Origin of the sequence: Kushneria konosiri (assembly GCF_002155145.1) — a bacterium.
In the GTDB taxonomy this organism is placed as follows: Bacteria; Pseudomonadota; Gammaproteobacteria; order Pseudomonadales; family Halomonadaceae; genus Kushneria; species Kushneria konosiri.
In genome coordinates this window covers 884,375-905,185 of sequence record NZ_CP021323.1, presented here as the reverse complement: position 1 = coordinate 905,185, position 20,811 = coordinate 884,375, and the positions used below count along the sequence as shown (strand labels likewise).

Here is a 20,811-nt window from a genome sequence, read left to right as displayed (position 1 = left end):
TGTCATTGAAGGTGTTTAACGTGACGCAGGTCATGCGTCATCGAGACTGTCCTGGAGGATCCGATGGCCCGAAGGCCCAATGCACGTACCCTGTTTGTATCCGATCTTCATCTGGGAACGCCGGATGCTCAGGCGCAACTGTTGCTGAACCTGATGCAGCTGGTGCGCCCCGAGCGACTTTATCTGGTGGGCGATGTCTTTGATCTGATCGCCATGAAGCGTCGGGCCATCTCGGTACTGGACAGCCACCAGCAGCGGCTGGTTCGCCATATTCTGCGGCTGGCCCGCACCGGCTGCGAGGTCATCTATATCCCCGGCAATCACGACTCTGCCTTTCGCACTTTCTGTGGCGAAACCTTTCGCAGCATCGAGATCCGGCGTGACGCCATTCATGTCACAAAGGACGGCCGGCGGCTGCTGGTCAGTCACGGAGATGAATTTGATGGCCACTTCAAGGCGCCGCAGTGGAAGCTGGTGGTCGGGGAGATGGCGCTGCATACCATGCGGCGCACCAATCGCTGGACCGTGCAGGCGCGTCGCCGCATGGGGCGCCCGTACTGGTCGCTGTCAGCGGCACTCAAGCGTCGCTCGAGCAATGTCAAACACTTTGCCGGTGCCTTTCGACAATCGGCGCTGGCACGCGTGCGGCGTGAAGAGGTGGATGGCTACATCGGTGGCCATATCCACATTCCCTTTTTCGGCGAATGCGAAGGTTTCGTGTACTGTAATGATGGCGACTGGGTCGAAAACTGTACGGCTCTGGTGGAAGAGTTTGACGGTCGATTGCGTCTGGTGGACTGGCAAAACAAGACGCTGGTGGATGATCCCAGACCGCCCTCCGGCCATCGCGAAAAAACCGACACAGAAGACTGGCTGGCAGATGATGAGGCGGAATCGGCTTCCGATTAAAATAAAATTAATGCGGCATTTTTTATTAACGCCATGAATCTGATGGGTTTTTAAATTATTGAAAAAAATGTGACGTTTACTTTTGAAACCAGATGATGACAAAACGTACAATCTCTTCGAGAATCGGCGTATGCGGCATTTTGTCTTCATGACGCCGGCCGCACGACCATTTCCCTATCCCTTCTTTTTGTATCGCCTGATAAAAGTTATCCCAGCTATGGGAAGTATTAATAATCGGTGAGGTCATGCCGATAAACAGTGACTGGTCACGTTGGCGTATAGCCAATGTTCAAGCATGACGCCTGCCCGCCCTGACGGCCGGTACATCGGCAGGCGACGAGGAGATTGACCCATGACGGTTAATGTAACCCGAAGACAGTTCTTCAAGCTGGGGGCGGCCGGTGTGGCCTCATCCAGCATGGCGATGATGGGGTTTGCCCCGGAATCGGCTGAAGCGTCCGTGCGTCAGTTCAAGCTGACGCACGCCAAGGAAACCCGCAATAACTGTACGTATTGCTCGGTAGGCTGCGGCATCCTGATTTACAGCCATGGTGATGGCTCCAAGAATGTTCATCAGGAAGTCTTTCATATCGAGGGCGACCCGGATCATCCGGTCTCTCGCGGTTCCCTGTGCCCGAAGGGGTCCGGACTTCTGGACTTCGTACGCAGCGAAGGGCGCCTTGAATATCCTCAGGTGCGCGCGCCGGGCTCCAGCGAGTGGAAGCGTGTCAGCTGGGATGAGGCGCTCGACAAGATCGCGCGTCATATCAAAAATGATCGTGATGCCAACTTTGTCGAGCGTGATGACAAGGGCAATACGGTCAATCACTGGACCACGACCGGCTTTCTGGCCGCTTCGGGATCGTCCAATGAAGCCGGCTACATCACCCACAAGGTGGTACGAAACCTTGGCATGGTAGCGTTCGACAACCAGGCGCGCGTCTGACACGGACCGACGGTGGCAGGTCTTGCCCCAACATTCGGTCGCGGTGCGATGACCAATCACTGGGTCGACATCCGCAATGCCAATCTGATTCTTTCAATGGGCGGCAACTCTGCCGAGGCTCACCCTGTGGGTTTCCGCTGGGTCACCGAAGCCATTGAGCACAACAAGGCCAAGCTGATCTGCATCGATCCGCGGTACACCCGTACCTGCGCGGTCGCTGACTACAAGGCCTTTATCCGTACCGGAACCGACATTACGTTTCTGGGTGGTCTGATCCATTACCTGATCACGACCAATCAGATTCAGCATGAGTATGTCCTCAACTACACCGATGCCTCGCTGTTGGTGCGTGAAGACTTTGGTTTCGAAGACGGTATCTTTACCGGCTACAACCCTGACAAGAAGGCCTACGACGACAAGTCGTCCTGGATGTATGAGCTGGGCGATGATGGCATGGCCATACGCGACATGTCGCTTCAGCACCCGAGGTGCGTCTATCAGTTGATGCGCGAGCACTACAGCCGCTACGACATCGATACGGTGTCTGGCATCTGTGGCATGCCCAGGGAGCACATCGAACATATCTGGTCGGAAATCGGCAAGATGGCCGTGCCGCATCAGACCATGACGATTTTGTATGCACTTGGCTGGACGCAGCACTCGATCGGGTCTCAGATCATTCGTACGGCTGCCATGGTTCAGCTGCTGCTGGGCAACATGGGAATGCCGGGCGGCGGCGTCAACGCCCTGCGTGGTCACTCCAACATTCAGGGGCTGACCGATCTGGGTCTGCTTTCGCAGCTTTTGCCGGGTTACATGTCGCTGGCCAATGCCGTCGAGCAGGACTATGGCGCCTATATCAAAAAGCGCGCCAAGCAGCCGATTCTGGAAGGCGAGGTCTCGTACTGGAAAAACTACGAGAAATTCCATGTCAGCCTGATGAAATCCTGGTTTGGCGATGCTGCCACCCAGGAAAACAACTGGTGCTTTGACTGGCTGCCGAAGCTTTCAAGACCGCTGTATGACGTGCTTGATACCTTCGACCGCATGTACAAGGGCGAGATCAACGGCTACTTCTGCCAGGGCTTCAACCCGCTGGCGTCGTTCCCGAATCGCCAGAAGGTTACGGAAGGACTGTCAAAGCTCAAGTATCTGGTCGTCATGGACCCGCTGAACACCGAAACCAGCGAGTTCTGGAAAAACTATGGCGAATACAACGATGTGGATTCCTCACAGATCCAGACCGAAGTCATTCGTCTGCCCACGACCTGCTTTGCCGAGGATGACGGCTCGATCGTCAACAGTGCCCGCTGGCTTCAGTGGCACTGGGCCGCAGCACCAGGGCCTGGCGAGGCACGTCCGGATACCCGCATCATGGGTGAGCTGTTCATCCGGCTTCGTGATCTCTATCGCAAGGAGGGTGGTGCCTTCCCCGATCCGATTCTGAATCTGGACTGGGATTACGACATTCCCGAAGCGCCTTCCTCGGAAGAGCTGGCGCAGGAGTACAACGGGCGTGCGCTGGTCGATCTGACCGATGACAACGGCAACGTGACGCGTCGTGCTGGCGAGCTGTTGTCGGGTTTCTCCGAAATGACAGCGGATGGTCGTACGGCTTCCGGCTGCTGGATATTCTCCGGTGCCTGGACGCAGGACGGTAACCAGATGGCGCGGCGTGATAACTCCGACCCCTACGGGACCGGCAACACGCTGGGCTGGGCATGGGCATGGCCGGCCAACCGGCGCGTGCTGTACAACCGTGCCAGTGCCGATACGCAGGGCCGTCCCTGGGGCAAGGAGAAGGCGTTCGTATGGTGGAGCAGCGAGCAGGGCCGCTGGATCGGGGCTGATGTTCCTGACTTCCCGCTGACGTCGGCACCGTCGAAGGGCGTAGGTCCGTTCATCATGCAGCCGTCCGGTGGCGGTAGCTTCTTCGGGGGGCAGAGCATGGTGGATGGCCCGTTCCCTGAACACTACGAACCCTATGAATCACCGATCGACAACAACCCGCTGCATCCGAACAATCCGCTGGCGAGGAACAATCCTGCGGGTCGTATCTTCGACAAGGATCGTGCGGAGCTGGGGACACGACAGGAGTTTCCGCATGCGGCAACCACCTATCGTCTGACCGAGCATTTCCACTACTGGACCAAGCACGCCCGCCTCAATGCGATCGTGCAGCCGGAGCAGTTCGTGGAAATCGGCCACCAGCTGGCCGAGGAAATCGGTGTGGTGGCGGGGGACTGGGTCAAGGTGTCTTCCAACCGCGGCTTTATCAAGGCGGTTGCGGTGGTCACCAGGCGTTTGCAGCCGCTGCGTATCGGCGATCGCGACGTGCATCATGTGGGTATTCCGATTCACTGGGGCTTCACCGGCGTGGCGAAGAAGGGCTATCTGGCCAACGCTCTGACGCCTTTCGTGGGTGATGCCAATACCCAGACACCGGAATACAAGTCATTCATCGTCAAGGTCGAGAAGGCATAGGGGGAGGGCACATGATCAACTCACAAAATATCGTTGCCCGTTCCGCGACGACACTGCCGGCACCTCAGGCACGCGACAACGTGGTGGAGGTGGCCAAGCTGATCGATGTCTCCAAGTGCATCGGTTGCAAGGCCTGCCAGGTTGCCTGCATGGAGTGGAATGACCTGCGTGATGACGTTGGCGAGTGCCATGGGGTGTATGACAACCCCATGGACCTCACCGCCGAGTCATGGACGGTGATGCGCTTTAGCGAAGTGGAAACGGAAGTTGTTGGCGGCAATGACGTCAGCGCCGAAAAGCAGCTGTCGTGGCTGATCCGCAAGGATGGCTGCATGCACTGCGCCGAGCCGGGTTGCCTTGAAGCCTGCCCGGCACCCGGCGCGATCGTGCAGTACGCCAACGGCATCGTGGACTTTGATTCCAACAACTGCATCGGCTGTGGCTATTGTATTACTGGCTGTCCGTTCAATATTCCGCGCATTTCGGAAAAGGACAGCAAGTCTTACAAGTGCACCCTGTGCTCTGATCGCGTCAATGTTGGACTGGAGCCGGCCTGCGTCAAGGCCTGCCCGACCAACTGCATCGAGTTTGGCAGCAAGCAGGACATGCTGGCGCGCGCAGAGAAACGCGTAAACGATCTGAAAGAGCGCGGTTACGAGCAGGCCGGGATTTATGATCCGGCAGGTGTGGGCGGCACGCACGTCATGTATGTGCTGCATCACCATGACGAGCCCGGGCTCTATCACGGTCTGCCGAAAGATCCGCGCATTTCGCCGGTCGTCGGTGCCTGGAAGGGCATCACCAAGCCGATCATGTCCGCCATTCTGGGGATCACGGCATTTGCCGGTTTCTTCCACTACATCACCAAGGGGCCGAAGGAAGAGCCCACGGATGAGGAAGTCTTCGGTGAAGGCGATGACCATCATCGTGACTCACGTGAAGAGGAGCACCGGCCATGAACCTGAAAAAGCAAAAGACCATGCAACGCTACGGCCCGGGTACCCGGGCCAACCACTGGGCCATGGCGATCGCCTTTATTCTGTTGGCGCTGTCAGGGCTTGCCTTTTTCTATCCACCGTTCTACTTCCTGAGCAACACGCTTGGTGGGCCGGTCTGGTCGCGGGTGCTTCACCCCTTTATCGGTGTGGTGCTGTTCGTGCTGTTTGTCATCATCGCGGTGCGCCAGTTCAAACATAACCTGCTGATGAAAAATGACGTGAAGTGGATGCGTCAGATCAAGGACGTGCTTAACAACGACGATGACAAGCTGCCGCCGATTGGCAAGTACAACCCGGGCCAGAAGCTGGTGTACTGGGGGCTGGTCATCAGTATTCCGGTCATGTTGTTGACGGGCATCATCATGTGGCGTCCCTGGTTTGCCGGGTTTTTCCCCATCCCGCTGATTCGCGTGGCGAGCCTCTTGCACGCTGTGGCAGCGTTCGTTGCGATCGCGACCATCATCGTGCATGTCTATGCGGCCATCTGGGTCAAGGGGTCGATCAAGGCCATGACCCGCGGGCGTGTGACCCATGCCTGGGCGAAACATCATCATCCGCTCTGGTATGAAGAGGAGATGAAGGATCCTTCGCAGCGCGCGGGAGACGAGCACGCTTCCAGGCGTGAGAAAGCATCCCACCACGGAGCACACCATGACGGCCGAACATCAGGCTGAACATGATTACGGTGCCGCCCCCGGCGGGGTAGTAGAACCCCCCGTCGTGGTGCTGCCCGAACGACGCCTTTTCAGTCATCGAGCGCGTCGCCTGCGCGATCTTTCCAGACGCATGCGCTCAATGGCTGACTTCCTCGGCTTTGCCGCGCGTCTGGCGCAGGCCCAGCATCAGGTATTGCAAAAGCGTACCAGCACCTTTGCACCGGACAGTCAGGCCTTTGATCTGGCGCTGGAGCACGGCATGCCGCCATTGTCAGTGCAGTCGTTACAAGACGATCTGGACTGGCAGGAAGATCTGGACGCGCTCTGTGATGCGCTGGAACTCAACGTGGGGCCGGCGCAGCAGACGTTGATCCGCCAGCTGCGTCAGCTCGATCGCGAGGCCCGGCGCGGGATTGCTGGCGAAGTGCTCAATGCAGGTAGCGGTACGGAAGAGATCCGTGCCTTCATGCCGCTTGTGGCCGCTGCCCTGCAGGTGGCGTGGCTTCGTCAGTGTTCTGTGCTGCCCCGTCCGCCGAAGCGGGCAGAAGGAACGGCCCAGACCGTCTGTCCCTGTTGTGGTGCGCTACCAGTGGCCAGTCTCATCCAGGTGGGGCGTGAACGTTCCCGTGTACGCTACATGCAGTGTTCGATCTGTGCTGCCGAGTGGTACATGGAGCGCGCCCGCTGCACGACCTGTTTTGAGACCGGCAAGCTGGATTACATTGGTCTTGAAGGTGAAGACGGGCAACGTCCGTTACCGGTCAGGGCAGAGACCTGCGGCGACTGCCAGAGCTATGTGAAGATCGTCCACCGGGATACCGAGGTGGATGCCGACGCATTGTCCGACGACCTGGCAAGCCTTGGGCTGGATATCATGATTGCCAATGAGCGTGATATCGGTCGCAGCAGCTATAACCCCTGGTTAATAGCCGGCTGATTCTGGTGGTCTGTTTTAGCAACGCGCTCAAAATGAGCGCGTTTTTTATTTGGTTATAGCAAAACGATCTCTAAAGAAAATGTATGCTGCTTGTTCCAATACTTTTTTAATGGATGATGACCGGCTTGAATGATCGTGTACCGTATGGTCCGATTTTGATTCAATATCTGACAATGTGCCTTCCGCTCCCTGAAGGGGTGGAAGCTTGTGTATGACAGTATAAAAAGCGTGTTGTGGATGAACGCCCTGCCCTGATCCCATGAAAGGAGTCCTCGATGGATGACCCGCGTCGTTATCTGCCGGCAGTGGATGTGCTGCTGTCTCATCAGGCGATGGAGCGCTCGCAGATCAGTCATCGTCTTAAACGGCGAGCTGTCCGCGAACTGCTGGCCTGTGAGCGCCGGCGGCTGGGCCGGGAAGATGCTGCACCGCTTGCCAGGGAGCAACTGGTGGCCCGCGCCATTGACATGGCCCGGTCGCTGGCGGCGTCGAATGCGCCCAGCGTGTTTAACCTGACCGGCACGGTCATTCATACCAATCTTGGCCGGGCACCACTGGCAGAGCCGGCCATCGAGGCCATGACACGGGCGGCCAGGTATTCGCTGGCACTGGAATACGACATCGACAGTGGTCATCGGGGAGATCGCGACCAGGTTGTCGAATCGCTGCTGTGTGAGCTGACCGGCGCCGAGGCTGCAACCGTGGTCAACAACAATGCCGCCGCGGTAGTGCTGACGCTGTCGGCACTGGGGGTCGGTCGAGAGGTCGTGATTTCTCGCGGTGAGCTGATCGAGATCGGTGGGTCCTTTCGCCTGCCCGACATCATGCATACCTCCGGCTGTTATCTGCGCGAGGTCGGGACCACCAATCGTACCCATCCACGCGATTTCGAGCAGGCCATGAATGAGGCCACCGGCATGATCTTCAAGGCCCATACCTCCAACTATGCCGTGGAAGGATTTACGGCCGCCGTGGAGGAAAGTGAGCTGGCACGAATCGCGCATGCCCGGGAAGTCCCCTTTGTCGTGGATCTGGGCAGTGGTGCTCTCACGGACATGGCGGCACTGGGGCTGCCGGATGAGGCCCGCCCTCGCCAGAGCATCGAAGCCGGTGCCGATGTGGTGACCTTCAGTGGCGACAAGCTGCTTGGTGGCCCCCAGTGTGGTTTGATCGTCGGCAGCCGTGACCATATCGATCGCATCCGTCGTCATCCGCTCAAGCGTGCCCTGCGTGTCGACAAGCTGATCATGAGCGCGCTGGAGGCGACGCTGTGTCTTTACAGGGACAGCGATGAGATCGCGCGTGATATTCCAACACTAAGGCTGTTGACGCGTGCGCAGGACGATATTGCGGCCACGGCAGAGCGTTTGCTGCCAGTACTGAGTAAATATCTGCCGGATATGGAGGTCAGTATCGCGCCATGTAAAAGCCAGCTGGGCAGTGGTGCGCTGCCGGTGGATCGTCTGCCCAGCCAGGCGCTCGTGGTGACCCCCACCACACAGGATCGCCGTGCCGGTGAACGTACTCTGCGCATGGTTGAAACCGCTTTCAGGCAGCTGCCAAGGCCCGTCATTGGCAGGTTACACGATGGCGCGCTCTGGCTTGACCTACGCTGTCTTCAGGGGGACGTCGAAGAGCGCACCTTTGTGGAGCAGCTTGACCATCTCTCGCTCAATCGGGATACCGGATCATGATCATAGGTACGGCAGGCCATGTGGATCATGGCAAGACAGCGCTGATTCATTCGCTGACCGGCATCAGTACTGATCGGCTGAGTGAAGAGCAGGCCCGTGGGTTGACCATTGAGGCCGGCTACGCCTATCCGGAGATGTCCGATGATTTCGAGCTCGGGTTCATTGATGTGCCCGGGCATGAAAAGTTTATCCACAATATGCTCTCGGGCGTGGCAGGCATCGATACCATGCTGCTGGTCGTGGCGGCTGACGACGGTGTCATGCCCCAGACCCGCGAGCATCTGCAGATACTGCGTCTGCTGGGTATCGACCGGGGCGTTGTGGCGCTGACCAAGTGTGATCTGGTCGAGCCGCAGCGACTTATAGAGGTCCGTGGAGAGATCGAGGCCCTGCTGGCGGGTTCGTCGCTGGAGGCTTCGAAAATCTTTGAGGTTTCCAGTCGCACCGGCGAGGGCATTGCTGCCCTCAAGAACGAGCTCTGGCAACGGGCCCGTGCCAGTGACAGTGAAGTGGCTCAGGGCAATTTCCGCATGGCCGTGGATCGCGCCTTTACCAAGACCGGTTCCGGGCTTGTGGTCACGGGCACGGTCGTGGCCGGCGAGATTTCGGTTGGCGACAATGTCAGGCTCTTTCCATCCGATCGGGATGCCCGGGTCAGAGGGTTGCGACGTCAGGGACGGATGGCGGAGCACGCCCGTCAGGGCGACAGGCTTGCCCTGAATCTGGCCGGGCCGGGTATCGATAGGGAAATCGTTCAGCGGGGTGACTGGGTGGTGGCTCAAACGCTGCCCACCCCGTCTTTGACGCGTGTGGATATTGCGCTGGAGCTTCTGGAAGATGCCCCTCCTTTAAACCACTGGTCGGGGGTGCATCTGCATCTGGGAGCATCACACGTGACCGGGCGCATCTCTCTGCTGGAGGGGCAACAACTGTTGCCCGGTCAGCGCATGCTGGCGCAGATGATTCTTGATTCGCCACTGCATACCTGTCTGGGAGATCGCGTCATCGTTCGCGACCATGGCGCGCGTCACACCATTGGCGGTGCCATTGTGCTTGATGGCGCGACGCCGCGCCGCGGTCAGCGTTCTCCGGCGCGGCTTCAGTGGCTTGAAAGCTGTCGTCAGGCAGTGACGGGCAGTACTGACGGTATCTCTCTGACCGAGCCACTCAAGGTAGCGCTGACGCTGCGCCCCGACGGTCCCGATATTTATGGTCTGGCACGAAACTTCAATCGTACGCCGGCCTCGCTGGCGCAGGAATTCGAAGCGCTGGGTGCACGGGTCATCAGTGCCGGTCAGGAGATGCGTGCCTTCTCGCCTCAGGCGCTGGAGGCAATCCGGGTTCGTATTCTCGAGGTGGTTACAGACAATCATGAGCGGGAGCCGGCCATGCTGGGTACCGAGCGTGAGCGACTGCGTCGTCAGGTCATGCCCGGGCTACCCAGTGCGCTGTTTCGCCAGATGGTTCAGCCACTGATCAACGATGGAATGTTAAAACAGCAAGGCCCTTTCCTGTCGCTGCCGGAGCATCAGGCAGCGCTTTCAGAGGATGAAGAGGTGCTCTGGCAGCAGATTGAGCCGCATCTGGCCGCAACGCCCTTTGATCCACCGCGAGTAAGAGACGTGGTCGGTCTTGAAAATATCGATGAGTCGAAGGTGCGTCAGGTGCTGACCTCTGCCGCTCGTCTGGGACGTGTTTATCATGTTCGCCGCGATCACTTTTTCCTTTCCCGCACCGTATTGGACATGGCCAATATGATCCAGCAGCTCGAGGCGGAGCAGGGGGCGGCGCGTGTGGCCAGTTTTCGCGACCGCCTGGGCATCGGGCGCAAGCTGGCGGTCATGATCCTGGAGTTCTTTGATCGAATCGGCTATACACGTCGGGTGCGTGACGACCATGTCGTAAGACGGGCCGACATGTGGCATTAATTAAGCTATCATGCAGGTTTGCTGACCTACCTGCATGACACCATGTAGATCATGCGGTTGCGGAAAGGCTTCGTTCCCCGGTGGGGCGCTCGGGCTTCAAACCCGAGAGGGGCTGCCAGCAGTCCCTGGTGGGTTCGACTCCCACGCTTTTCCGCCATTTTCGATCATTCCTGCTGCCGTTGCTCCTGTTCTCCCTCCGTTGTGTCTTTGCATCTCTCATGCACCTGATCATGAATTCTGCTTGATCAGACCTCTCGAATCTTTCATTTGGCCTGGTTCTCCGGTGTCGTCACAATACATGGCATTAATCGATGGTTGATCACGGCCCCAACCGGGTCGGGTAACAGGTGTTTTATGCCGCCGTCCGGTCGACCGCGTGATTTGATAAAAGGACCTTCAGACCCATGAGTGATTCCAGTGCCCCCGAGCTCAGCTTCGAGTTCTTTCCGCCGCGTACAGAAGCAGGCCGAGATCGGCTGCCTGAGGTCTATACAAAACTGGCCGAACTCGATCCCCGTTTTTTTTCGGTCACCTTTGGCGCTGGCGGCACGACGCGTGATTTCACCTTTGATGCCGTCAAAAACATTTCGCGCGATACCGGCATCTGCACGGCGCCACACCTGTCCTGCGTGGCCAGCGACAAGGCCGACCTTCGTCGGCTTCTGACGCAATATCGCGAGCACGGTATCAAGCGTATCGTGACTCTGCGGGGCGATATGCCTTCGGGCATGCTGGGGCTGGGGGAGTTTCGCTATGCGCGGGATCTGGTCGATTTCATTCGCGAAGAGACCGGTGATCATTTCGACCTGACCGTGGCAGCCTATCCGGAGTGCCACCCGCAGGCCCGCAATTTCGAACAGGACATTGACCACTTCGCCGACAAGGTGCGTGCCGGCGCCGATATGGCCATCACTCAGTATTTCTTTAACCCGGATGCCTACCATCATTTCGTGGATCGGGTTCGGGCCCGCGGTGTGGATGTTCCCATCCTGCCGGGCATCATGCCGATCACCAACTACACCAAGCTGGCCCGTTTTTCCGAGATGTGCGGTGCGGAAATCCCGCGCTGGGTGCGTCGACAGCTCGAGTCCTACGGCGATGACAGTGACAGCATTCAGGCCTTCGGGCATGAAGTGGTCACGCGCCTTTGTCAGCAGCTGCTGGATCAGGGGGCGCCGGGTCTGCATTTCTATACGCTTAATCAGGCCGAGGCCTGCACGCGTATCGTGTCTGATCTGTCGCTTGAGAAAGCAGGGCGCTGATTGGTCGCATTGGCCTGAGCCAACTAGTCTTATGAGCACGCCAATCGTTAATGGGCCGACTCACGAGGACTTCCGATGAAAAGACTATTTCTGGCATCTGCACTGCTGGCACTGACTCCGCTGGCCATGGCCGACACAACGGTAGAGCTGCAAAAGGCAACGGACAAGGGACCGGGTGAATCCGTAGGCAGCGTGACGTTTGAAGACACCGATTACGGCCTTCTGGCGACGCCTGACATTTCAGGATTGCCGGGTGCGGGAATGCACGGCTTTCATCTTCATGCCAAACCCAGCTGTGATCCCTCAACGACCGATGGCAAGGTGACCCCGGCCGGTGCGGCCGGCGGGCATTTTGATCCAAAGGGCACAGACACGCATGCCGGCCCTTACGCCGAGGATAGTCATCTGGGCGATATGCCACTGCTGGTGGCCGATAACGATGGCAACATCAAAACGCCGGTGCTGGCACCTCGCCTGAAGGAGAGTGATCTGGCCGGCCACGCCGTCATGCTTCACGAAGGCGGCGATAATTACAGTGACACGCCCAAGCTGGGCGGCGGTGGTGCGCGCTGGGCCTGCGGCGTGATTGAAGGCGCCAGCTGATCCAGAATGGTAATGACTGAAAAGGCCCTGTCGGTTAACCGGCAGGGCCTTTTTGATGGTAGTGCAATAAGGCAAACAGTAGCGTCGTTGGGACTAGCGCTTGCCCGGGTCGATGATCTTGACCGGCTGAAAATCGTCACTTTCCGAGGCTGGCCGGGATTTGGAGACGCGTGTATCAAGCGGGTCTAGCGTTTCATCGGTCATGGGCAGCTGCTCGAAAAAGTCACAGCTGACGCACTCTCGATAGCGCGTGCCATTGCTTTCCCAGCTACGGATGCGATCCATGGCATTGCAGCGCGGACAGATGGCGCCGGCAATAAAGCGTTTGGGTGTTGACTGGTTCATCAAGACTCCTGACCGGCAGGCGATGGCCCGCCGGTCGTGATACGTAAATCAGGCCGCCTGGTGGATGCCACTGTGGCGCAGCAGCGGTTCAATACTCGGCTCACGTCCACGAAACTCCTGAAACAGGACCGCAGCGTCGCGAGCGCCACCCTGTTCCAGAATGCTGGTGCGAAAACGCATGCCGGTGGCCTGGTCAAAGACGCCGGCATCTTCAAAGGCCGACCAGGCATCCGCCGAGAGTACCTCGGCCCACTTATAGCTGTAGTAGCCTGCCGCGTAGCCCCCGGCGAAGATATGACTGAAGCCATGCTGGAATCGATTGAACTCGACTCTGGGAACCACGGAAACCTGATGGCGAACGTCATCCAGCAGGGATTGAATGTCTTCGGCGCCGGGTGACTGATGCTCACGGTGCAGGCGCAGATCAAACAGCGAGAACTCGAGCTGGCGCACCATGGTCATGGCGGACTGGAAGTTACGGGCCGCCTGTAGACGCTCGAGCAGGTCATCCGGCAGGGGCGCTCCGGTGTCCACGTGTGCGGCAATCAGATCGAGCCCTTCGCGCACCCAGCAGTAGTTTTCCATGAACTGGCTGGGCAGCTCGACGGCGTCCCATGCCACGCCGTTGATGCCGGAGATATCCGCCACCCTCTGACGGGTCAGCATGTGATGCAGGCCATGGCCGAATTCGTGGAACAGGGTCAGGACTTCATCGTGGGTCAAAAGCGCCGGGCGGTCGCCGACCGGGCGAGTGAAGTTACAGGTCAGATAGGCGACCGGCAGCTGGATGTCACCGTTTTCGCGCTCGCGCCGAACCCGGCACTCATCCATCCAGGCCCCGCCGCGCTTGCCTTCACGGGCGTAAAGGTCGAGATAGAATCCGGCGATGACGCTGTCATTTTCAAGAATGTCGAAATAGCGCACGTCGCTGTGCCAGCGCGGTGCCTGAGTATTTTCCTGAAAGCTGACGTTGAAGAGTTTGCCGATAACCCGGAAGAGTCCATCGACGGCGCCGGGTGCCGGAAAATAGGGACGAAGCTCTTCCTGTGAAATGGCATAGCGTGCTTCACGCAGCTTTTCGCTGGCATAGCCGGTATCCCAGGGGGCAAGCGTGTCGATGCCCAGCTCCTCGCGAGCGAAATCGCTGAGATTTTGAAACTCTTCGGTGGCCTGAGGCACGGCGCGACCGGCCAGATCCTGAAGGAAATCGAGTACCTGATCCGGGCTGTCGGCCATCTTGGTGGCCATCGAGTAGTCGGCATAGGTCTCAAAACCGGCCAGCGCTGCCAGTTCCTGCCTGAGCGTCACGATTTCGGCCATGACGTCAGAGTTGTCGAACTCGCCGGCATTGGGGCCCTGATCGGAAGCCCGTGTCACAAAGGCGGTATAGACCTCTTCACGCAGCGCCCGATCATCGGCGTGGCTCATGATCGGAAAAAAGCTTGGGAAGTCGAGCGTGACACGATAGCCCTCAACGCCCTTGGCCTCGGCGTTGGCGGCCAGCGTCTCCATGGCGCTCTGCGGCAGGCCGCCCAGGCGCTCGCGCTGGACGTCCAGATGCCAGGCCTGAGTAGCGTCCAGCACGTTGTTGGAGAAGGTGTTGGAGAGAGTAGAGAGCCTTGCCTGAATCTCGCCGAATCTCTCCTTTTTTTCAGGCGGCAGATCGACCCCGGCCAAACGGAAATCGCGCAGGGTGTTATCGATCGACTTGCGCTGCCCCTGATCGAGCTTTTGGTACTCGTCACTGTCAGCCAGCGTCTGGAAGGCCTTGAAAAGACCTTCATGCTGACCGAGCCAGGTGCCGTAGGCCGAGAGTTTTGGCAGACAGGCCTGGTAGGCTTCCCGCAAGGCCTGCGAATTCATGGTGGCATTGAGATGCGAAACCGGTGACCAGGCCTGAGAAAGCTGATCGTTGATGGCTTCAAGCGGTGCTGCCAGCCCCTGCCAGGTGTAGTCGCCTGACTCGACCAGCGCTTCGATGGCCGCCCGATTGCGTGCGAGCAGCTCGTCCACGGCCGGCTCGATGATATCAGGGGTAATGGCCTCGAAAGGGGGAAGCACGTGGGATTCGAGCAGGGGATTGGTAGACATGAAGCGACCTCGCGGTTGGCGAAAGATATACTGCTGACAATGAGGGTGGCGAGCGCCGGTTTCAATGCGGGCCTCCGCCATCATGAGTCGATTCAAGGCGCCTCATGGCGCAGCAGAAGGAATGCGGGACATGTCCGAAGTGGTAGAGCGCTGGGGCTCACGCCGTGCGTTCATTATAGCAGTGACAGGGGCGGCAGTAGGTCTGGGCAATATATGGCGCTTCCCCTGGATGACCGGTGAAAATGGCGGCGCAGCCTTTTTAGTGCTCTATGTGCTGTTTCTTGCCCTGCTGGGTTTGCCGGTCATGGTGGCCGAGATCATGATCGGGCGCGCCGGGCGGCGTACCCCCATGCAGGCGTTGACCTTTCTGGCGCGTGAAGCCGGCAAAAGTCGCCACTGGGGATGGCTGGGACTTTTTGGCGGCATTACCCTGTTTTTCATTCTTTCCTTTTACTCCGTGGTTTCCGGCTGGTCGATCGAGTATCTGGTGGACGCGTTGAGCGGCAGTTTCGCCTCACGCTCTCCCGAGCAGATCGGCGGCGCCTTTGAGGCCTTTCTGGCCAGTCCCGGCCTTGTATTGCTCAACCACAGTATTTTCCTGTTTCTGACCATGTCGGTGGTAGCGCTCGGGGTCGGTGGTGGTCTTGAGCGGCTCAATAATCTATTGATGCCCCTGCTCTATCTATTGCTGATTCTGCTGGTGGGATATGCCGTGACAACCAGTGGGTTCACGACCGCACTGGTATGGCTGTTCAAGCCTGATCTTTCAGCGGTGACCCTGATGGCCGTTTTCAATGCGATGGGACACGCCTTTTTTACGCTGGCCGTGGGCGCGGGTGCCCTGATGGCCTATGGGGCCTATATGCCCGATGATCAGAGCCTGCCGCGCGCCGTCGTGACTGTCGCCATACTCGATGTGGCAGTGGCATTGCTGGCAGGGATCGCCATCTTCTCGATCGTCTTCTCGCAGGGCATGGACCCGGCTTCTGGACCAGGACTCATGTTCGTGACGCTGCCCATCGCCTTTGCCGACCTCCCCGGTGGCGCGCTATGGCTTGGCGGCTTTTTTGTGCTGCTGCTTCTGGCGACCTGGACGTCTTCCATTAACCTCGCCGAGCCCATGGTGGCGATGCTGGGCAGTATCGGCATGGCCCGCCCATTGGCGGCGTTGATCATCGGCATCGGCGTCTGGCTGATGGGAGTGCCCTCTGCGCTGTCCTTTTCGATCTGGGCGGATGTTCGAGTGTTCAACGACATGACCCTTTTTGATCTGGCGACCACGCTGCCGATCGATATCATGCTGCCCATCGGTGGGCTATTGATTGCCATCTTTGCGGTCTGGATCGTCGATGCGCCTCGTGCGATAGAAGCGATTGGCGCCGGCGAGCGCTTTTATCGAGTGTGGCGGGCGGTGGTGCGCTGGGTGTCCATTCCGCTCCTGGTTCTGGTGCTGCTCGGCTTTTTTCTGATGAAGTAGTCAGGTCCTGGTGTGACCGGGTAGACATACAGGGTGCTGGCGGCATCTTTCGGGTTGTTGCAGACTGACCAATCACATTGGGCAGATGGAGAAGAGGCATGGGTGTTCGAAGCTTTAGAGGCGTTTCGCCAACGCTGGGGGAGCGTGTCTTCATTGATGACACTGCTGTGGTGCTGGGAGACGTCACGCTAGGCGATGATACCTCTGTCTGGCCCACGGCCGTCATCCGCGGCGACATGCATCGAATTCGTGTCGGTGCCCGGACCAGCATTCAGGATGGCTCGATCCTTCACATCACTCATGCCAGCGATTATTCCCCCGGGGGGTATCCGCTGACGATTGGTGACGATGTGACCGTCGGCCATCGCGCCATTTTGCATGGCTGCACCATTGCCTCGAAGGTGCTGATCGGTATGGGGGCCACGGTGCTCGATGGGGCCGTGGTGGAAAGCGAAGTGCTGGTGGCTGCCGGTGCCGTGGTGCCTCCGGGCAAGCATCTGGAAAGCGGCTACGTCTACGGTGGTAATCCCGTGCGTCAGCTGCGCCCGCTCAAGGAGTCCGAATATCGCTTCTTTGAGTACTCGGCAGGCAACTATGTCTCGCTCAAGGACGAGTTCCTCTCCCAGACTGAACGATAATGTGAGGGCGGTAGCCGCTATATCGTTGTTGTTACTGGAAAAATTGCGTCATAATATGGATTTATATCCAGTAGTTGAGCTATGGCCAATTTTACAACGCATTTTACGGTGGCTGCCGCTGGCGGCGTCCTGGTCGGCGGTCTGGGCTGGTTTGCAGGGCTCTGGCCCTTCGTTGACAGCTTTGCGGTGGCAGGGCTGGTCGCACTGGGCGGGGTGGTGCCGGATATCGATGCCGACCAATCCCGCGCGGTCCGCCTGATATTTACATTGATGGCCATGCTGGCTGTTGTCGGCTGTGTCTCGGCGCTTCAACCCTTTCTATCTCTGGCAGAGCTGAGTGGTGCAGGCGTTGCCGCCTATCTTTTCGTGCGTTATCCCCTCAGCAGTCTCTTCAAGCGCTTTTCAGTGCATCGCGGCATCTGGCATTCCCTGATCGCAGCCGTGCTTTCCGCTCTGGCTGTGGCCATGGTGAGCTACCACCTCTTTATACAGACGGCCATGCAGTCCTGGTGTTTTGCCGCAGCCATGCTGGTGGGGGTGCTCATTCATCTATTACTTGATGAAATTTATAGTATTGATATTGAAGGGCGGCGTCTGAAGCGCTCCTTCGGAACCGCCTTCAAGCTCTATGATTACGGTAATCCGCAGACGGCTTTGCTCATGGGTATCGTGATACTGTCGATGACGCCCTGGTTGCCGCCTTATGACGCATTGCAGCAGATCGGCAGCAAGGTATGGACGCTCTGGGGGTAGAGCCTGTCCTGAAAGGAGAGGAGATAGCGTTGCGAGAGATACTTCTATTTGATGTAGGGGGCGTGCTGGCTGACTGGGACGGCACCACGCCACTGGTAGCGTTGACCAATGGACGATTGAGCCGTGAGGAGGCTCGTCAATTCTGGCTGGAGTTCGCGCCGCTGGCCCCCTTTGAAACCGGTAGGGCATCAATTGACGGTTTTCTGAAAGCCGCGGTTGAAGCCCTGTCACTTGATATGACGCCCGAAGCCTTCGGTCAGCATTACGCAGGATGGGTCAAGGGGATTTATCCCGGTACTCTTGAACTGCTTGATCGAATTGATCCGCGCTTTTACAGGGCCATTCTCAGTAATAACAATCCCCTTCACTGGAGCGTCATTCAAGGCGCCGGCTTGGAAGCCGCTTTCGACGCTATCTTCCTTTCCCACGAAATCGGTTATCGCAAACCTGACCCACGTGCCTGGCACCATGTGTTGAAAGCACTGAAGTGTCGACCCGACCAGATCACCTTCCTTGATGACAATCCTGAATGTATTGAAGCAGCCCGTGACTTGGGAGTGCGTTCGCATCTGGTAAAGGGCAAGGAGGCGCTTGAGAGGTGTTTAAGCGACGAGGGATATCTACGTCATTAAAGGGCCGATCTGGAAGTCGTGACAGAAAAATGAAGTTTTTTGACGAAAAGGGTTGCGCGAACCGGGGGTGATCTATAAAGTACGCATCCGCTGCCACGGAGCACACGGCGACGAGGCAGCGGGGAAGTTAAGCAGGTGATTGTTTTGACTGGGGTTTTAGTCGCTCAATCAGGATTTCAAATCCAGCCGCTGACTTCCGGATCGAAAAAAAGAGGTTGACTTTTCGATCAAGGGCTGTAAAATGCCCACTCTCTCGAAGCAGCCGCCAACGGCGACTGAGACAGCATCTTCGAGACGCTCTTTAACAAGTCGATCAGGCAATTTGTGTGGGCGTCTGGCTCGTGTGACACCAGTCACATAGATAATCGAGCAGACGAACACTCGTCAAGAGTACCAGTTTGAACTCGAGCCCGGATTGATTCGCCTTTCGAGACTGCCTTGGCAGTGTCGAATAAAGAATCTCAAAGCTTCAAAATAAACTGAAGAGTTTGATCATGGCTCAGATTGAACGCTGGCGGCAGGCCTAACACATGCAAGTCGAGCGGCAGCGGGTCCTTCGGGATGCCGGCGAGCGGCGGACGGGTGAGTAATGCATGGGAATCTGCCCGGTAGTGGGGGATAACTCGGGGAAACCCGAGCTAATACCGCATACGTCCTACGGGAGAAAGCAGGGGATCTTCGGACCTTGCGCTATCGGATGAGCCCATGTCGGATTAGCTTGTTGGTGAGGTAACGGCTCACCAAGGCAACGATCCGTAGCTGGTCTGAGAGGATGATCAGCCACACCGGGACTGAGACACGGCCCGGACTCCTACGGGAGGCAGCAGTGGGGAATATTGGACAATGGGGGAAACCCTGATCCAGCCATGCCGCGTGTGTGAAGAAGGCCCTAGGGTTGTAAAGCACTTTCAGTGGGGAAGAAGGCATGACGATTAATACCCGTCATGAAGGACATCACCCACAGAAGAAGCACCGGCTAACTCCGTGCCAGCAGCCGCGGTAATACGGAGGGTGCAAGCGTTAATCGGAATTACTGGGCGTAAAGGGCGCGTAGGCGGCTTGCCAAGCCGGATGTGAAAGCCCCGGGCTCAACCCGGGAACGGCATTCGGAACTGGCAGGCTAGAGTGCAGGAGAGGAAGGTGGAATTCCCGGTGTAGCGGTGAAATGCGTAGAGATCGGGAGGAATACCAGTGGCGAAGGCGGCCTTCTGGACTGACACTGACGCTGAGGCGCGAAAGCGTGGGTAGCAAACAGGATTAGATACCCTGGTAGTCCACGCCGTAAACGATGTCGACCAGCCGTTGGACCCCTTGAGGGTTTGGTGGCGCAGTTAACGCAATAAGTCGACCGCCTGGGGAGTACGGCCGCAAGGCTAAAACTCAAATGAATTGACGGGGGCCCGCACAAGCGGTGGAGCATGTGGTTTAATTCGATGCAACGCGAAGAACCTTACCTGCTCTTGACATCCTGCGAATCTCCCAGAGATGGGAGAGTGCCTTCGGGAACGCAGAGACAGGTGCTGCATGGCTGTCGTCAGCTCGTGTTGTGAAATGTTGGGTTAAGTCCCGTAACGAGCGCAACCCCTATCCCTTTTTGCCAGCGGTCCGGCCGGGAACTTCAGGGAGACTGCCGGTGACAAACCGGAGGAAGGTGGGGACGACGTCAAGTCATCATGGCCCTTACGAGCAGGGCTACACACGTGCTACAATGGCCGGTACAAAGGGTTGCGAAGCGGCGACGTGAAGCCAATCCCATAAAGCCGGCCTCAGTCCGGATCGGAGTCTGCAACTCGACTCCGTGAAGTCGGAATCGCTAGTAATCGTGGATCAGAATGCCACGGTGAATACGTTCCCGGGCCTTGTACACACCGCCCGTCACACCATGGGAGTGGACTGCACCAGAAGTGGTTAGCTTAACCTTCGGGAGAGCGATCACCACGGTGTGGTTCATGACTGGGGTGAAGTCGTAACAAGGTAGCCGTAGGGGAACCTGCGGCTGGATCACCTCCTTAAACGACAAGTGTTCACGCGAACCAGCGCGTCCACACAAATTGCCTGATCGGATAGAGCGAAGATGCCTGGGTCTGTAGCTCAGTTGGTTAGAGCGCACCCCTGATAAGGGTGAGGTCGGCAGTTCGAGTCTGCCCAGACCCACCAACCTGTCGGGGCCTTAGCTCAGCTGGGAGAGCGCCTGCCTTGCACGCAGGAGGTCAGCGGTTCGATCCCGCTAGGCTCCACCATACAGCCCGGTGTCGGTATCTCGCTTTTACTGATGAAACCACAGTCAAAAGTCATGATGATGACACTCATCGACATGATTTCTGACTGTCTTTTTGACAGTACGCTCTTTAACAATGTGGATCATGCTGACCTGTCGGTCGGTGAACACCTCTCGCCTACGAGAGTGTCGTGACCCGGCCGGCAGAAAACGTATAAATTTACCGTGGTACGTCATGTC

The 20,811-nt window shown here is 58.1% G+C and carries 16 protein-coding genes, 3 tRNA genes and 1 rRNA gene; 18 read left to right on the top strand and 2 right to left on the bottom strand.

All coding sequences use genetic code 11. The features are described from left to right. Nucleotides 1–63 precede the first annotated feature (63 nt). The 11 genes from B9G99_RS04280 to sodC all read left to right on the top strand — a co-directional run bounded on the left by B9G99_RS04280 (nt 64) and on the right by sodC (nt 12,417). On the top strand, nt 64–909 hold the full coding sequence (locus tag B9G99_RS04280; RefSeq protein WP_086620889.1) for a UDP-2,3-diacylglucosamine diphosphatase: 846 nt from the start codon (nt 64–66) through the stop codon (nt 907–909). A gap of 352 nt (nt 910–1,261) precedes the next feature. Then, nucleotides 1,262–1,855 carry a molybdopterin-dependent oxidoreductase gene (locus tag B9G99_RS17330; RefSeq protein ID WP_086620888.1) on the top strand — a complete coding sequence of 198 codons (594 nt, stop codon included), beginning with the start codon at nt 1,262–1,264 and terminating at the stop codon, nt 1,853–1,855. Nucleotides 1,856–1,867: 12 nt separating this feature from the next. Beyond that, nucleotides 1,868–4,339, top strand: a complete 2,472-nt coding sequence (gene fdnG, locus B9G99_RS04270) for a formate dehydrogenase-N subunit alpha (RefSeq protein WP_086620887.1) — start codon at nt 1,868–1,870, stop codon at nt 4,337–4,339. 11 nt (nt 4,340–4,350) lie between these two features. Next, nucleotides 4,351–5,298, top strand: a complete 948-nt coding sequence (gene fdxH / locus B9G99_RS04265) for a formate dehydrogenase subunit beta (RefSeq protein WP_086620886.1) — start codon at nt 4,351–4,353, stop codon at nt 5,296–5,298. Beyond that, the gene (locus B9G99_RS04260) at nt 5,295–6,011 is read left to right on the top strand and encodes a formate dehydrogenase subunit gamma (RefSeq protein WP_086620885.1); all 717 of its coding nucleotides are present in this window, start codon (nt 5,295–5,297) and stop codon (nt 6,009–6,011) included. The genes fdxH and B9G99_RS04260 overlap by 4 nt, the downstream gene beginning before the upstream one ends. Beyond that, nucleotides 5,989–6,930: a formate dehydrogenase accessory protein FdhE gene (gene fdhE / locus B9G99_RS04255; RefSeq protein ID WP_086620884.1), complete on the top strand. Its 942-nt coding sequence runs from the start codon at nt 5,989–5,991 to the stop codon at nt 6,928–6,930. Before B9G99_RS04260 ends, fdhE begins: the two co-directional genes overlap by 23 nt. Before the next feature lie 275 nt (nt 6,931–7,205). Beyond that, on the top strand, nt 7,206–8,624 hold the full coding sequence (gene selA / locus B9G99_RS04250; protein WP_086620883.1) for an L-seryl-tRNA(Sec) selenium transferase: 1,419 nt from the start codon (nt 7,206–7,208) through the stop codon (nt 8,622–8,624). Next, complete coding sequence (selB, locus tag B9G99_RS04245) at nt 8,621–10,552, top strand: selenocysteine-specific translation elongation factor (protein WP_086620882.1); 1,932 nt, start codon at nt 8,621–8,623, stop codon at nt 10,550–10,552. Before selA ends, selB begins: the two co-directional genes overlap by 4 nt. Nucleotides 10,553–10,613: 61 nt before the next feature. Then, a tRNA-Sec gene (locus B9G99_RS16710) sits at nt 10,614–10,709 on the top strand. Nucleotides 10,710–10,956: 247 nt separating this feature from the next. Further along, nucleotides 10,957–11,814, top strand: coding sequence for a methylenetetrahydrofolate reductase [NAD(P)H] (gene metF / locus B9G99_RS04240; protein WP_086620881.1), 858 nt, complete (start codon nt 10,957–10,959; stop codon nt 11,812–11,814). A 75-nt stretch (nt 11,815–11,889) separates the two neighbouring features. Next, nucleotides 11,890–12,417, top strand: a complete 528-nt coding sequence (gene sodC / locus B9G99_RS04235) for a superoxide dismutase family protein (protein ID WP_086620880.1) — start codon at nt 11,890–11,892, stop codon at nt 12,415–12,417. Nucleotides 12,418–12,510: 93 nt separating this feature from the next. Here the strand turns inward: sodC and B9G99_RS04230 are convergent, their stop codons facing one another. Both B9G99_RS04230 and prlC read right to left on the bottom strand, forming a co-directional pair. Then, nucleotides 12,511–12,762 carry a YheV family putative zinc ribbon protein gene (locus B9G99_RS04230; RefSeq protein WP_086620879.1) on the bottom strand — a complete coding sequence of 84 codons (252 nt, stop codon included), beginning with the start codon at nt 12,760–12,762 and terminating at the stop codon, nt 12,511–12,513. A gap of 48 nt (nt 12,763–12,810) precedes the next feature. Continuing rightward, nucleotides 12,811–14,853 (bottom strand): oligopeptidase A, encoded by a 2,043-nt coding sequence (gene prlC / locus B9G99_RS04225; protein WP_086623277.1) that lies wholly within the window; start codon nt 14,851–14,853, stop codon nt 12,811–12,813. A 130-nt stretch (nt 14,854–14,983) separates the two neighbouring features. Here prlC and B9G99_RS04220 point away from each other — a divergent pair, with 130 nt between their 5' ends. From B9G99_RS04220 to B9G99_RS04190, 7 genes are all read left to right on the top strand, one after another. Further along, nucleotides 14,984–16,330 carry a sodium-dependent transporter gene (locus tag B9G99_RS04220; protein ID WP_086620878.1) on the top strand — a complete coding sequence of 449 codons (1,347 nt, stop codon included), beginning with the start codon at nt 14,984–14,986 and terminating at the stop codon, nt 16,328–16,330. A 98-nt stretch (nt 16,331–16,428) separates the two neighbouring features. Further along, on the top strand, nt 16,429–16,968 hold the full coding sequence (locus tag B9G99_RS04215; protein ID WP_086620877.1) for a gamma carbonic anhydrase family protein: 540 nt from the start codon (nt 16,429–16,431) through the stop codon (nt 16,966–16,968). 81 nt (nt 16,969–17,049) lie between these two features. Then, nucleotides 17,050–17,721 carry a metal-dependent hydrolase gene (locus tag B9G99_RS04210; protein ID WP_086620876.1) on the top strand — a complete coding sequence of 224 codons (672 nt, stop codon included), beginning with the start codon at nt 17,050–17,052 and terminating at the stop codon, nt 17,719–17,721. Then, on the top strand, nt 17,703–18,353 hold the full coding sequence (locus B9G99_RS04205) for an HAD family hydrolase (RefSeq protein WP_086620875.1): 651 nt from the start codon (nt 17,703–17,705) through the stop codon (nt 18,351–18,353). The genes B9G99_RS04210 and B9G99_RS04205 overlap by 19 nt, the downstream gene beginning before the upstream one ends. A gap of 476 nt (nt 18,354–18,829) precedes the next feature. Then, nucleotides 18,830–20,365: ribosomal RNA gene (locus B9G99_RS04200) — 16S ribosomal RNA — on the top strand. A gap of 68 nt (nt 20,366–20,433) precedes the next feature. Further along, a tRNA-Ile gene (locus B9G99_RS04195) sits at nt 20,434–20,510 on the top strand. Nucleotides 20,511–20,517: 7 nt separating this feature from the next. Beyond that, nucleotides 20,518–20,593 (top strand) — tRNA-Ala (locus tag B9G99_RS04190). Nucleotides 20,594–20,811: the final 218 nt, after the last annotated feature.

Bases quoted from the DNA above. Each gene is read 5' to 3' on its own strand.
- B9G99_RS04280 (WP_086620889.1), top strand. From the start codon at position 64: ATGGCCCGAAGGCCCAATGCACGTACCCTGTTTGTATCCGATCTTCAT.
- B9G99_RS17330 (WP_086620888.1), top strand. From the start codon at position 1,262: ATGACGGTTAATGTAACCCGAAGACAGTTCTTCAAGCTGGGGGCGGCC.
- fdxH (WP_086620886.1), top strand. From the start codon at position 4,351: ATGATCAACTCACAAAATATCGTTGCCCGTTCCGCGACGACACTGCCG.
- B9G99_RS04260 (WP_086620885.1), top strand. From the start codon at position 5,295: ATGAACCTGAAAAAGCAAAAGACCATGCAACGCTACGGCCCGGGTACC.
- fdhE (WP_086620884.1), top strand. From the start codon at position 5,989: ATGACGGCCGAACATCAGGCTGAACATGATTACGGTGCCGCCCCCGGC.
- selA (WP_086620883.1), top strand. From the start codon at position 7,206: ATGGATGACCCGCGTCGTTATCTGCCGGCAGTGGATGTGCTGCTGTCT.
- selB (WP_086620882.1), top strand. From the start codon at position 8,621: ATGATCATAGGTACGGCAGGCCATGTGGATCATGGCAAGACAGCGCTG.
- metF (WP_086620881.1), top strand. From the start codon at position 10,957: ATGAGTGATTCCAGTGCCCCCGAGCTCAGCTTCGAGTTCTTTCCGCCG.
- sodC (WP_086620880.1), top strand. From the start codon at position 11,890: ATGAAAAGACTATTTCTGGCATCTGCACTGCTGGCACTGACTCCGCTG.
- B9G99_RS04230 (WP_086620879.1), bottom strand. From the start codon at position 12,762: ATGAACCAGTCAACACCCAAACGCTTTATTGCCGGCGCCATCTGTCCG.
- prlC (WP_086623277.1), bottom strand. From the start codon at position 14,853: ATGTCTACCAATCCCCTGCTCGAATCCCACGTGCTTCCCCCTTTCGAG.
- B9G99_RS04220 (WP_086620878.1), top strand. From the start codon at position 14,984: ATGTCCGAAGTGGTAGAGCGCTGGGGCTCACGCCGTGCGTTCATTATA.
- B9G99_RS04215 (WP_086620877.1), top strand. From the start codon at position 16,429: ATGGGTGTTCGAAGCTTTAGAGGCGTTTCGCCAACGCTGGGGGAGCGT.
- B9G99_RS04210 (WP_086620876.1), top strand. From the start codon at position 17,050: ATGGCCAATTTTACAACGCATTTTACGGTGGCTGCCGCTGGCGGCGTC.
- B9G99_RS04205 (WP_086620875.1), top strand. From the start codon at position 17,703: ATGGACGCTCTGGGGGTAGAGCCTGTCCTGAAAGGAGAGGAGATAGCG.